At 48.6% G+C, this 12842-nt stretch carries 12 protein-coding genes; all 12 read right to left on the bottom strand.

Annotated elements, in window-relative coordinates:
* Positions 1-28: 28 nt before the first annotated feature.
* The 12 genes from CRN96_RS00320 to CRN96_RS00265 all read right to left on the bottom strand — a co-directional run bounded on the left by CRN96_RS00320 (position 29) and on the right by CRN96_RS00265 (position 12666).
* A complete protein-coding gene (locus CRN96_RS00320) occupies positions 29-460 on the bottom strand; it encodes a pyridoxamine 5'-phosphate oxidase family protein (RefSeq protein WP_097038033.1) in 432 nt (143 codons plus the stop codon).
* 65 nt (positions 461-525) lie between these two features.
* A complete protein-coding gene (locus tag CRN96_RS00315) occupies positions 526-1032 on the bottom strand; it encodes a hypothetical protein (protein WP_143544267.1) in 507 nt (168 codons plus the stop codon).
* Positions 1033-1090: 58 nt separating this feature from the next.
* Positions 1091-1657 carry a YdcF family protein gene (locus CRN96_RS00310; protein WP_245844543.1) on the bottom strand — a complete coding sequence of 189 codons (567 nt, stop codon included), beginning with the start codon at positions 1655-1657 and terminating at the stop codon, positions 1091-1093.
* Positions 1658-1683: 26 nt separating this feature from the next.
* Complete coding sequence (locus CRN96_RS00305) at positions 1684-2892, bottom strand: GNAT family N-acetyltransferase (RefSeq protein WP_245844500.1); 1209 nt, start codon at positions 2890-2892, stop codon at positions 1684-1686.
* 51 nt (positions 2893-2943) lie between these two features.
* Positions 2944-4098, bottom strand: a complete 1155-nt coding sequence (locus tag CRN96_RS00300) for a DegT/DnrJ/EryC1/StrS family aminotransferase (RefSeq protein ID WP_097038031.1) — start codon at positions 4096-4098, stop codon at positions 2944-2946.
* Positions 4099-4199: 101 nt separating this feature from the next.
* Positions 4200-5474, bottom strand: a complete 1275-nt coding sequence (locus CRN96_RS00295; RefSeq protein WP_097038030.1) for a nucleotide sugar dehydrogenase — start codon at positions 5472-5474, stop codon at positions 4200-4202.
* A gap of 5 nt (positions 5475-5479) precedes the next feature.
* Complete coding sequence (locus CRN96_RS00290; RefSeq protein WP_097038029.1) at positions 5480-6823, bottom strand: phenylacetate--CoA ligase family protein; 1344 nt, start codon at positions 6821-6823, stop codon at positions 5480-5482.
* A gap of 54 nt (positions 6824-6877) precedes the next feature.
* Positions 6878-8140 carry a phospholipid carrier-dependent glycosyltransferase gene (locus tag CRN96_RS00285; RefSeq protein WP_097038028.1) on the bottom strand — a complete coding sequence of 421 codons (1263 nt, stop codon included), beginning with the start codon at positions 8138-8140 and terminating at the stop codon, positions 6878-6880.
* Positions 8141-8155: 15 nt separating this feature from the next.
* A complete protein-coding gene (locus CRN96_RS00280) occupies positions 8156-9349 on the bottom strand; it encodes a lipopolysaccharide biosynthesis protein (RefSeq protein ID WP_245844499.1) in 1194 nt (397 codons plus the stop codon).
* A 4-nt stretch (positions 9350-9353) separates the two neighbouring features.
* On the bottom strand, positions 9354-11198 hold the full coding sequence (locus tag CRN96_RS00275; RefSeq protein ID WP_097038026.1) for a polysaccharide biosynthesis protein: 1845 nt from the start codon (positions 11196-11198) through the stop codon (positions 9354-9356).
* Positions 11199-11260: 62 nt separating this feature from the next.
* A complete protein-coding gene (locus CRN96_RS00270) occupies positions 11261-11971 on the bottom strand; it encodes a CpsD/CapB family tyrosine-protein kinase (protein WP_097038025.1) in 711 nt (236 codons plus the stop codon).
* Complete coding sequence (locus CRN96_RS00265) at positions 11968-12666, bottom strand: YveK family protein (protein ID WP_097038024.1); 699 nt, start codon at positions 12664-12666, stop codon at positions 11968-11970. The genes CRN96_RS00270 and CRN96_RS00265 overlap by 4 nt, the downstream gene beginning before the upstream one ends.
* Positions 12667-12842 lie beyond the last annotated feature (176 nt).

Raw genomic sequence — 12842 nt, 5'->3', positions numbered from 1 at the left:
TCTTCATCAAGAAGAATCATCTCTTCAATCAGCCGGCAAAATCAAGCACTTCCGGCACATCAATTTCATCGTTCGCGTTCATCAGCTTGATCTCTTTCGGAATGAATTTCAGCACCACCATCACCTGGTTTTCGAGCGCCTCGATATCATGGTCATCCTGCTGATCCCACAGCCAGTCCACTGTCGGCTGATCCATGACCACTTCCGTCCTGGCGAGCATTTCCACATAGCTCGAATCCGCCTCCTCATCATAACCGAGGATGATGTAGCTGAGGTTATTGTCCTTGATTTCATCCGAATCGACGGATTCTGCTGTGACCTCAGTATAAAGATTCCAACCGTCATTATAAAATGTTACATAACGGCTATAGGGTTTGTTGCCGTAGGCGGTGGACATGATGCCAACCTTCGGCGTCTCAAAAATCCTCTCAACCTTTTTTCTGACCTTCTCTTTTTCCATGCCTATCACCTCACCATTCAAATTCCTTTGAAGCGCCGTGGATAAACATGTAAAGCCATTTATATTCAAGCTCCCCTGATCCTTTTATTTTCCATGATATTAGTATAAAAATCCCTGAAGCAGTGGATATGTTCCGGATTGATATTATGGAGCACATGGGTGCGGCTGATGCCTTTGTCATTGATGACCGTCACATATAATATCCCCGCTTCATACTTATGATCATTGAGATTTTCAACCATCTCGAGGTCGAGTGCCTCAATGGTCTTGAATGGAAAGTGTCTGACCTGCCAGTCAGGTTCTTCGCCGTTGATCTTCTTCAAGTTCGAAGTGCTGATGGTCAACACTTCATCTTCCAGCAGGAAATAAAGCCCAATCCGCGTAAAATTGAAGAGGCATGTGCCGATGCAGTATACCTGCTTCACTTTATAGTTTTCAATACCTGCATGTGCCTTCAAAAACTGATTGGCACCATTGATGAATTCCAGCTCCGCATCCGTGAAATCAAATTTCGACTCAAGAATGTGTGCAACGGTCTGCGGCAATACGATCTTATTGAGATGAATATTCATTGTCTGATAGGAGATCATCAGTCTCACCCGCTTCTTTTATAGGTACAATCCGATATAATCAATCGTCGGGGAGATCCAGCACTTTATACAAGCCGAGCCTGTAGCCCCATATTTTATAGAACTCCTTGGACCACAGCAGTCTGGCATAAGACCTTTCATGCCATTTCTCTCCGTTTTCGCTCAATGCAGCAACATAGGTCAGTTCAAAACGGTCCTGGTTCACGCGTTCGAAGGAAAGCCTGGAGCGCTTCATATGAAAATCACTCGTCACGACGAGGGCGCTCTCAAGCCCTAATTTCTCCATCATTTCAAGAGTCAGGACGGCATTTGTATAAGTGCTGGTGGCTTCTGTCTCTGCGATGATTGCCGTATCAGGAATGCCGAGTGCGTTGGCGAACTCCCGGCTCTGTGAATAAAATTCACTCATAAGTGGAGAAATCATCACATAATCTGCGTATCCCTCATGGTACAGTTCAGCTGCCTTTTTCAGGCGCCCCTGATCATCCCCGCCGAGCATGATGATCACGTCCGCAGGCACGGGGTCTTCATTCACATTGTGGTCGAAGCTCTCGATGAAGACGATGATGATGAACAGCAGGATGACGCAGCCCCCGATTATAATCATCCTCACTTTCAGTCCGCCGGTTCCCTTCACCGATACGCCGGGAAGAAGTCTCTGTTTTTATCCATTCCCCGCATATCACACAGTGTGTCATATACTTCCCGGTCCCATATTTTCTTCCCGATGTGGAATTCGAATTCCGTATGCTTACTGAACCGTTTCTTGAAATGCAGTACCGGATCGTCTTCGGCGTTGGAGACGCCGCCGCCGTAATGAATCAGTGAATAACCGTTCTCGACGCCCCACTTCATCGAGGCATATTTCAAAAGATAAGCGGGTGAATACTCGAGATAATCCGGATTCGTCCCGTTAAGATGATCGTGTATGACATCACCCGACAGGAAGTAGAGCCCCATCGCAATGATCTTATCTTCAAATTTGACGCTGATCGTCATCAGGTCGTCCCCGAATTTATCCTTCAATGCGTAGAAATATTCCCTGTTGAAATAATAGAACTGCGTCGCATTATGCCGTTCCATCGTCAAATTGTAGATGTCGATAAAAGGCTCGACATTCTTGAATCCCCTGTCGATATGGAAAGAAAACCTGTCATCCCGGAGCCGCTTCCTGACCTTTGTCCTGGCAGTCCTTGAAAATTCGTTCTGAAAAGTGTCTTCGAACTTTATGAAGTCGGTCCCGACGGTCTGCCTTAAGTACATTGTGTCGTAAATACCCTTGAAGTCTTCCTGGTTCTGGAATATCGGATGGAACCTGATGAATTCCGAGACGATATTATTGTTTGCGCAGTAGACACTGAAGCAGTCCTCGAATTCTGACATCAGCTTTTCCTTATTCGTCGATTCATGGATGACCGGACCGCCGTAGCCGTAAGGTGAAATCAGATCATAATATTTTTCCCCGTTGATTGTCGTGTGGATTTCCCTTTTGATTGCACTATGGGTGACGTGACCATATTTGCTCTTGATTTCAAAAAACTTGCCTTCCCCGTTTTCAATGAGTTCATTGACTTTGACGTAATCCTTCGTAAAGTAGATGTCCATGGCCTTTTTGGCTGCAGGGCGTATATCTCGGTCCGCCGTCTTCAAATCCACCGCCGGGCTTTTCACCGCAGCGGCCTGTTCTGCTTCTGCAGCACCCCCGGCGGCTGCGTCCAGCGCTTCCCTTTTAAACCTCGTCACTCTGATCCTGTTGCTGCTGCTTTCCTCAGCTGTGTACGCCGTTTCAAGTGATTCAGGGTCAAGACTCCTTTTTCCGAACGTCCCCTTGTAAGCTCCCATACTGTTCTGAGTCATTATTATGACACCTCTCCCTTTATACCATCCTGATAATCACGCAATGATTCTGTGAATCGGCAGCAGTTCCCTGACCAGGGTGATGACCCTGTCGATCTCCTCTTCCGTCATCTTCGTGTCGGAAGGGAGGCATACACCATGTTCAAAAAGATATCTGGCATTGTCCTGTACGCCCCTGAAATAACCACACGTTTCAAATAAAGGCTGCATATGAAGCGGTTTCCACACCGGACGTGCCTCAATGTTCTCATTGGCCAGATGCCGTGTGATCTGACGCGGAGTGATCGGTGATTTGGCCGGGTCGATAGTGAACGTCGACAGCCATCTTGTATGGAACGATCCTTCGATTTCAGGCATGAAGTTGATGGCGCTTATATCGCTGAAGCCCTCAACGTACTGCTCAAAGATCGCCCGTTTCTTTTTGATCCGATCCTCGAGCACTTCCATCTGTCCGCGGCCGATGCCTGCGCTGATGTTGCTCAATCGGTAGTTGTAGCCAACTTCATTATGCTGGTAATGTTCTGCAACTTCCTTTGACTGCGTCGCTTTTTTCAACGCCTTCTTGATGAGCAGCTCTTCGTCCGAAACAATCATGCCGCCCCCGGAAGTCGTGATGATTTTGTTGCCGTTGAAGGAAAATATGCCAATCTTACCGAACGTCCCGCTCGGCTGCCCCTGATACTCTGCACCGAGGGATTCCGCCGCGTCTTCGATCACCGGTACGCCGTAGCGGTTGCAGATTTCCATGATCCGGTCCATCCTTGCCGACTGGCCGTAAAGGTTGACCACGATGACCGCCTTCGGCAGCTTCCCTTTCATCCGGAAAAATCTCATGGCCTTCTCCAGCAGATCCGGTGACATATTCCAGCTGTCCATCTCGGAATCGATGAATACCGGTGTTGCCCCCATATAGAGGATCGGATTCGCACTCGCGACGAAAGTGAGCGACGAACACAACACGATATCTCCCCTGCCGACATTCAGCACGTCCAGTGCGAGGTGGATTGCCCCGGTGCCGCTGGATACGGCGCACGCAGCCTTCGTCCCTGTATACTGCCTGATCTGATTTTCGAATTCGTCGACGTTCTCCCCGAGCGGTGCAATCCAGTTCTTCTCGAATGCATCACTGACATACTTCTCTTCGCTGCCTCCCATATGCGGAGACGATAGAAATACCCTGTTTGAAACCATATGATAAGCCCCTTTCCCCTTAAAACGTGTTGGTCATTCATCCTGCCCATTTATACTCCCTTGACCCAGTCCCTTGTTCAACGCAGTCGCGTTTTCAGTAATCACAGTCTCCATAATGTCTGATATCCGGCCAGATGTTCCTCTGTGATCATGCCTTTGATATCTACGGCGATACCGTTATCTCCGAGGAAATTCATGTATTCTGTGATGTTCTTCCTGTATTCGTCATGCGCCACTGCAAAAATCATTACATCGGTTTCCGTCAGCCACTCCTTGTCGATGAGGTCGACATCATACAACCGTTTCGCTTCATCCTTATCCGCCACTGGATCGTTTACGACGATGTTCATCCCGAAACGCTCGAGCTCCTCGATGAGGTCTGCGACTTTCGTGTTCCGGAGATCCGGTGTATTCTCCTTGAATGTAAGTCCCAGGATATTGATGGTTGCTCCGCGTATATGCAGACCTTTATTGATCATCTGCTCCAGTATAGCGAGTGCGATGTGCTTCGCCATGCCGTCATTGATCCGCCTGCTCGCAAGGACGAGCTCCGGATAGGTGCCGAGCTCTTCGGCCTTGTAAGTGAGATAGTAAGGATCCACACCGATGCAGTGCCCGCCTACAAGACCCGGATAGAACTTCAGGAAATTCCATTTCGTCCCTGCCGTTTCCAGGACATCCTTCGTATCCACCCCCACCCTGTCCAGTATGATTGCCAGTTCATTCATCAACGCAATGTTGACGTCACGCTGGATGTTTTCAATCAATTTCGCGGATTCTGCGACTTTGATGCTCGGTGCTTTGTAGACACCGGCTTTGACGACTGTTGAATAGACATCAGCGATGATTGTCATGACCTCTTCCGTCTCTCCACTGACGACCTTCAAAATGTTTTCGAAAGTATTCACCCTGTCCCCCGGATTGATCCGCTCCGGTGAATACCCGATGAAGAAATCCTTCCCACTGATGAGGCCGGAATGCGCTTCCAATACGGGCAGGCATTCTTCCTCGGTGGCCCCCGGGAAGACCGTCGATTCATAGACGACGATTGTACCTTTTCTCAACACCCTGCCGACCGCCGCACTCGCATCGAGCAGCGGGCCCAGGTCGGGCTGGTTATGTTCATTGATCGGTGTTCCGACTGAAATGATGATGAAATCCGCACTTCCGAGCACACCCTCATCGGTGGTGAATAAAATATCCGTATCCGAGAGTGCTGTCCGGCTCACTTCACCGGTCCGGTCGTACCCGCGCCGCAATTCCCCGATTCTGCTTTCACTAACATCGTATCCGATGACCTGACTGTGTCTGCCGAAAGCGACTGCCACCGGCAGTCCGACATAACCCAGTCCCACTACGCCCACATTTCTATCCATCAGCTTCACCCCACTTCATTGATGATCATCCGCGTCTTTCCACTTCTCTCTTTTGGGATTGCGGACATATATTTGAAAGTGACGCCGATGTCTTTCCCGAGCATGCGCTTCATCTTCTCCCGGATGGCCGCTTCATCTTCTTTAGTGTAGTCATCCTCCACAACCAGGTTGATGATGACATCATCCATCGCCTTCTGAACAAACTGTATATGGGAGACCAGCTCCTCCATGCCCAGTATGACCCATGTGGCGATGACGCTCGTGATTTTATTCCCATCCGTCGTATAAAGGAAATCTGCGCCCCTGCCTATGATTTTCTTGATTTTGATATCATCCTCATAAGAGTTCAGGTATTTCGCATCCGACTCTATCTCCACCTGGTCCCCGATCCTGTAACGGATGACAGGTGTCGCATGGTTGACATAGCTTGTGACGACCATTTCGTATATATTGTGGTCCTTCCTGAAGAACTCGAACAGACCCGTTTCATGACCGACCTGGTACCATCCTTCCGGAGTGCCGTAGATGAACGGTGCACCTTCGGAACTTGCATATGTGTCGATGAGCTTCGTATTGAACGCCTTCTCGATATCCTCCTTCATATGAGGGAGCAGCATTTCGGAGGAAGGGAAGATGCCTTTGACTTCCCAATCCGCGGTGATGCCGTTCCGGAGCATGTACTTGGCCACCATATGGACTGAAGTCGTAAAGCCATCGAGTGTCTCCGGTTTGAACTTCGCAAGGCTCGCGTAAACATACTTCATATTGTCCGGCGTCATGCTCCTCGCCCCGTAGAGCATCTGCTTCATCGTGATATTGTAGCGCCACAGCTTGTTCTTGTGATTGACGGGGTTCAGCTCCTTCTCCGTGAATGAAGCCCGTCTTGAAAACGGCATGACGCCGTTCTGATATTTGATGTAGTCGAGGAAAGCCATCCGCCTTGCCCGGTCGTGCTCGGATTCGTAGACGACCAGGTTCGCACCGGTCGTTCCGCTTGTCGTGGATTTTCTGATGATTCCTTTTTTATAGGAACGCTCCTCCACTTCAGACCTCAGATCCTCCTTGACCGTCATCGGCAGTCTTTTGAAACTCTTCAACAGATCCTTTTCATCGATCCGGATGTTTTTATAGACTTCGATATTGCCTTTCAGGTGATGCATCAATTCCAGCAGCAGGTCCTCCTGCCTGATGCCGCCGCGGATGTAGCGCTTGAGCGCCTCACGGTACAGCCCCGTATACCGCTCCCTTTTCAACATGTAGCCGTACGCACTTGTGAACACATGCTGCATGAATATCGGTGAATGGTAATAAATATCATGTGCATCAATTTTTGTGAGTTTCTTTAACATTTTACTCCCCCTGTTATCCCCTTTTAATGTAAATCTCCCCTGAAGCATGCTGCATCATCGTTTTCTCCGCTGATCCCAGATGACGCCGAGTATGACGACGATGATGTAGAAGAATTTGAAGCGGTGTCTGAGGCCCGTCCCCGCATTGGAGATGGCGAGCCCGAATATGAACCAGCCGGCCATGACACTGAGCAGCAGTATCGCAAGGATCGGCCTTTCTTTGATGATGTAATAATTTTTTATGAACACCGCGAGTGCCACGATGTAGAAGACACCGTCGAGCAGGAATGCTATCAGCTCATTCAAACTGCCGATGTTCCATGGCATGGGTGATGCAATGAAATAGATGAACTTGATCGGTGAATACAGCAGCAGCTGGAAAAGGTTGTTCACTTCCAGTCCTGTAAGGTAAGCCGAGCCGCCGCTTGCCGAAGCCACCGTCTCATACAGGCCGACATCTTCGTTGAACACCTGATCCACCTTGTTGAAGATCGGCAGGTCCGCGACCACATTCGGAAATACCAGCATATAAGTCGTGATGACCGCAAATATGCTGAACGGCACCAGTGATTCCACCGAGAATTTGAACTCCTTTGTGTTATGCCTGTAGAAGATGAACCCGAACAGATAACCGATCAGTATCCCCATCACTGCGGTATGGAAGGATGCCCCGAGCAATACGAAGACGACACTGAGCAGGGCGCTCGACCGTTCCCTGTGTTTATACCAGCGGGTGAAGAAATATAATGAGAGTACGATGGTGATCGATATCAGCGATTCCCGCATCAATATGCTTGAAAATATCAGCGAATGCGGGAAGAAAGCCATCAACAGTACGAGGAACCATTGGACCCTGCCTGAGATATCGAGCATTTTGAAGATCTTTATCATAATCAGTATTGCCGTGACGGCGATGATGATGTTCAGGAATTGTGCGAACAGCCGGTCATCCCCGTATACATGGAACAGCAGCCCCAGGAATTTCGAATAAAAACCGCCGTAGATGTCCGAATTCACGAGCGCCGGATTGGCGCTGATTTCGAGTGCAGTCTCATAATAATTCTCAGTGTCCTCACCACTGTGCGGAATGACCTTTTCACCCGGCCTTGAATCTATCAGCATCATTATCAGCCTTATGATGAAACTCGTGTAGATGATGGCGATGAATTTTGTATGATTGATCAAAAGTGTGAAGAATAATACGATTACTGTAAAAATAATGAATGAAAACGTCATGTAGTAAGTATCTGTGATGTAATGTTGAAACAAAAAGCTGACGATGATATATAATGATGCCGCGAGCCAGATGATGATCATATTCCACCACCCCTCCTAAATACTGACTTTGTATTTCCTGTGATACATTAATATCGTGATCTGCCCCAGCAGCAGCAGCAAGTGTGTGCTGATGCTCACGATGAATGCCCCCGCCAGCCCGAAAGGTATGATCACTGCTATGGAGAGCACAATCGTTGTAACAAAAGTGATCGCCTGCATCACGACCTGCGGTGTATAGAGATTGAGGACGTTGAGTGCCATTTCAAAAAGTTTCGTGTAGACGATGAAAAACAACAAGACCCCGAGCAGCAGCATTTCACGCTGATACCCCATGAATTCCTCCCCGTACACCAGCACCAGTATGTCGTTGCCGAAAAGAATGAGTATGATCTCCCCGGCCGCGGTCAAAATCAGGAATACACCGCATATCTTAAAGAACGACCGGTAGAATGACCTGATGTTCTGCCTTGCTTCACGGGCGAGTCCGGCAATGAACCCCTCATTCAGTGCAAAGACGATATTGTTTGTGATCAGTGCGAAGTACATGATTGTTGCAAAGATACCCAGAGTTTCAACACTATGGAAATATTCGAGCATGTACCTTGGCACATTCGACACCAGTGAGGAGAGGACTTCCACAAGTGACAACCCGATTCCGAGGGCGAAAATCTTTTTGAAATCGCCGGAATTCAACTTGACCACCGGTTTACGCGGTGAGAACGTGAACTTCAGACCGTAGAAGTAATAGATGAGCACCTGTGATACAAGCAGGCTCACCATCGCCATCAGCAATGAATCGAATATGAAGATGCTTGCTGTGAATAATATGATTGTCAAAATGCTTTTATAAATCTTTGATAATGCCAAAAAAGAAATCCGCGACTCCGAAATGTTTTCCGTATAGATGAACTCTTCCTTGTTTTCGTAAAACTTGAAGAGTACGAAGAAGAACAGGCAGATGCTCTCATAAACAGTGAGGTCGATGAATATCACTGCTGCCAGGCTCATGAATATGAACCCATAGTTCGTAATATCACGGAACTGCTTGAATATCGCATAATCGTAACTCAGTTTCGTCTGTGTCGGGACGAGCCTGGACAGTGAAAACCGGGCGAACAGTACGAGTGGACCCGTCAGGGCCAGGAAATATGAGAACAACCCCACTTCGTAAAGCCCAAGCAGACGTGTGATCAATATGACCTGGAGCCATTGGTTCGCCGCCATGAACAATGTCCCGACAATGTTCATCACCCTAGACTGCACGGATCTGCTCCAATTCTTCCCCGTTATCTTCCTGGCCGACAAAGTTGATCAGAGTTTCCTTCACTTCATTTTCATTCAGCGCCATAAACACCTTTATTTTCTCTTCAATAGCCTGTAAAGAGGATTCAGATACCCTCCCCCGGTATATTTTTTCATATACTTGTTCAGGATGAATCTCCTCAGGGTTGAGAAGTTCTTCATACAGTTTCTCACCGGGTCTTATACCGACGAATTCGATACCGATATCCTCTTCGCTGAATCCGCTGAGACGTATCATATTTTTGGCGAGGTCGACGATCTTGACCGGTTCACCCATGTCGAGGACGAACACTTCGCCGCCTTCTGCGAGTGTACTCGCCTGGATGACGAGCCGCGATGCTTCGGGAATCGTCATGAAGTAGCGCGTCATCCTCGGATCGGTCACGGTGATCGGTCCGCCGCCTTCTATCTGGCGTTTGAACTTAGGCACCACGGAGCCGTTGCTTCCAAGGACGTTTCCGAATCTCACGGCAACGAGTGTCGTATCCTCACAGTCCTTATCCAGTGCCTGGATGATCATCTCGGCGACCCGCTTCGTCGCCCCCATGACGTTCGGCGGGTTGACCGCCTTGTCCGTGGAGATCATCACAAACTTTTTAGCCTTGTAGTGGCAGGCCGCTTCCGCCGTATTTTTCGTCCCGATGATGTTGTTCCTGATCGCTTCGATCGGGTTGTATTCCATCATCGGCACATGTTTGTGGGCGGCCGCATGATAGACCATATCCGGCCTGTACTTTTCAAACACTTCAAACATCCGCTTGCGGTTCTGGACATCTGCGATGATCGGTATATAGCTGATGTTTTCATTCTTTTGATCCAGGACTTCCTCGAGGATTGTATAGATGCTGTTCTCCCCGTGCCCGAGCAGCAGTATGCGACGCGGCTGGAATTTGGCGATCTGCCTGACGATTTCCGAACCGATGCTCCCCCCGGCACCTGTCACGAGAATCGTCTTATCGGTCACCTGCTCTTCAATGCCTTCCATGTCGAGCTCTACAGGCTCCCGTCCGAGAAGGTCTTCGACTTCCACCTGCTTCAGCATGTTCACTTCAAGCCTTCCGGACATCACATCCTCTATGTTCGGCATGATCAGGACGTCCACACCTTCGAGATTCACAAGACTGTGTATCCTGTTCAATTCTCTCTTACTGAGTGACGGGATTGCAATGACGATCTTCCGTATATCATACTTGTTCACAAGATTTCCGATATCATACCTGTTCCCCTCGACCTTGATGCCCCCTGCCACTTCCATATTACGCTTCATCTCATCATCGTCCACGATCGCCACCGGATTCATGCCCATCGTCGGATTATCAAGCATCTGCCTGATCAGCATGGTTCCCCCTTTTCCAGCACCGACGACCAATGTACGCACCATCCTTGAACCATTGTACCTTCTGCCTTTCAGATGATGGTGGAAGACCCGCCAGGTCATCCTCGAACCCCCGATCAATATCAAGTGCATCATCCATGTGATGAGCATCAGCCTGAAGAACGTGATGCCGAACATCATATAAGTCAGAACCGCCGTCGTGATCAATGTCGCCGTCACCGACAAAGAGATCGAGACCAGCTCCCTGACACTCGCAAACTCCCATGCCCTGTGATAAAGGTTAAAGATGTAGGCATAAATATGATGGCTGAGGAGGATGATCACCGAAGTCGTGCCGAGGACGGCAAGTGAATACTCCGAGAAAAAGGGGACAAGAATGTAATAACTGATGAATATTGAAAAAGTCACGATTAAAGAATCAACGGATACGAAGAGAAAGTATCGTTTTTTAGCTCCCATATTACCCTCTTCCTTCATTACCTATTTTAATTCCTGAATACTTTACTTCCATCCCGCGCTTCTCAAGTCGCCTGCGACTTCTGATAGTAGTAGTTGTGGCCGTCCCGCTTGTATTCCGCAGTCCGTCCGTTCAGGACGATACCGAGGATATTCGCGCCGGACTTGTTGAGCAGGTCTTTCGCTTCATTCAACCGGTCCCTGTTGTTCTTTTCCACGTTGGTGACCAGGACGACGCCGTCTGCATTCTTACTTAGAAGCTGGGCATCTGTGACCGACAGTATGGGCGGCGAGTCGATGATGACCATATCATAATGCGTCACCAGCCTGACCATGATCGCATCCAATTTAGGTGCTGAGAGCAGCTCTGCCGGATTCGGCGGTATCGGACCCGAGGTGATCAGATCCAGGTTGTCGAATTCGGTTCCCTTGATCACTTCCTTAAGATGGATATCATTGACGATCAAAGTGGACAGCCCTTCCCTGTTGCCCACCCTGAATGTTTCATGGGAGGTCGGCCGGCGCAGGTCCGCATCAAGAAGTAACGTCTTCTTGCCGGCCTGTGCGTAGGCGACGGCCATATTCGCAGCAACTGTTGATTTCCCCGACCCTGCCAGGTCCGATGTGAAAAGGACTGATTTGATGTCCGTATTCACACTTGAATACATTATGTTCGTTCTTATCGTGCGGAACTGTTCGCTCACAGTGGCATGCGGCTGTTTGTCCACCACCAGGTACTTCGGCGCAGTGCCTTCTTCATGATTTCTTTTGTTCATAGTCCATCCCCTGCCCCTACTTGTTTTTCAAATTTATCGATCGACCCGATGACCGGTATCGACAGATGTTTGTCGACATCTTCTTCGTTCCTTACAGACTTGTCGAAAAATGCCCTCGTGAATGCGAGTGCCAGACCGAGCATCAAGCCGACCACGAGACCGACTGCGATATTTATGACAGGCTGCGGCGAGACCTGTGTAGTATCCGCATCCATGAATGCTGAAGCAAGTACAGATACATTATCTACGTTCATGATTTCAATCACTCTCTCCTGGAAGACGCTCGCGATTTCATCTGCGATACCCGCCGCCTCATCAATGCTGTCACCGACGACGGTCACCGTGATGATCTGCGACTGATCTTCATTGCTGACGGTGATCTGTTCAGATAATTCACCCGTCGTCTGTTCCAGATCGAGGTTGTCTCTGACTTCCCCGAGTACGAGGGGGTTTAAAATGATATCCCTGTAAGTGGTGACCAGCTGCAGGCTGGTCTCGATGTTCTGATTGTCCACGATTCCGCTGCTCTCCGGCTGGCTCACTAAAATCTGGGTCTCTGATTCATATTTCGGCGTGAGCAGAAAGAAAGTGACCAGAGCCATAAGCAGCCCCGTAATGACCGTAAATAATATGATGGACACTGCATTCTTCCTGATGATCTTCAGCACGATCTCCAGATTGACCGAATCCCCCATAACCATTCCCCCATGCATTTCATTTTGTAAAGAACCGCTAAATTGTAAAGCTTCTTCAATTAGTTTAATTTTACAATTTAATAGTACTTGAATCCTATTATATCAATACAAAATGAATAATCAATACTTTTCTGAATATTAAATCATCAAGAAATTCATAATTGCATATTGTGTAA

Source organism: Salinicoccus kekensis (assembly GCF_900220995.1).
Classification (GTDB): domain Bacteria; phylum Bacillota; class Bacilli; order Staphylococcales; family Salinicoccaceae; genus Lacicoccus; species Lacicoccus kekensis.
This window is presented reverse-complemented; position numbering and strand designations above follow the sequence as displayed.

Coding starts and splice junctions, on each gene's coding strand:
- CRN96_RS00320 (WP_097038033.1), bottom strand. CDS start 460: ATGGAAAAAGAGAAGGTCAGAAAAAAGGTTGAGAGGATTTTTGAGACG.
- CRN96_RS00315 (WP_143544267.1), bottom strand. CDS start 1,032: ATGAATATTCATCTCAATAAGATCGTATTGCCGCAGACCGTTGCACAC.
- CRN96_RS00310 (WP_245844543.1), bottom strand. CDS start 1,657: ATGATTATAATCGGGGGCTGCGTCATCCTGCTGTTCATCATCATCGTC.
- CRN96_RS00305 (WP_245844500.1), bottom strand. CDS start 2,892: ATGGGAGCTTACAAGGGGACGTTCGGAAAAAGGAGTCTTGACCCTGAA.
- CRN96_RS00300 (WP_097038031.1), bottom strand. CDS start 4,098: ATGGTTTCAAACAGGGTATTTCTATCGTCTCCGCATATGGGAGGCAGC.
- CRN96_RS00295 (WP_097038030.1), bottom strand. CDS start 5,474: ATGGATAGAAATGTGGGCGTAGTGGGACTGGGTTATGTCGGACTGCCG.
- CRN96_RS00290 (WP_097038029.1), bottom strand. CDS start 6,823: ATGTTAAAGAAACTCACAAAAATTGATGCACATGATATTTATTACCAT.
- CRN96_RS00285 (WP_097038028.1), bottom strand. CDS start 8,140: ATGATCATCATCTGGCTCGCGGCATCATTATATATCATCGTCAGCTTT.
- CRN96_RS00280 (WP_245844499.1), bottom strand. CDS start 9,349: ATGAACATTGTCGGGACATTGTTCATGGCGGCGAACCAATGGCTCCAG.
- CRN96_RS00275 (WP_097038026.1), bottom strand. CDS start 11,198: ATGGGAGCTAAAAAACGATACTTTCTCTTCGTATCCGTTGATTCTTTA.
- CRN96_RS00270 (WP_097038025.1), bottom strand. CDS start 11,971: ATGAACAAAAGAAATCATGAAGAAGGCACTGCGCCGAAGTACCTGGTG.
- CRN96_RS00265 (WP_097038024.1), bottom strand. CDS start 12,666: ATGGGGGATTCGGTCAATCTGGAGATCGTGCTGAAGATCATCAGGAAG.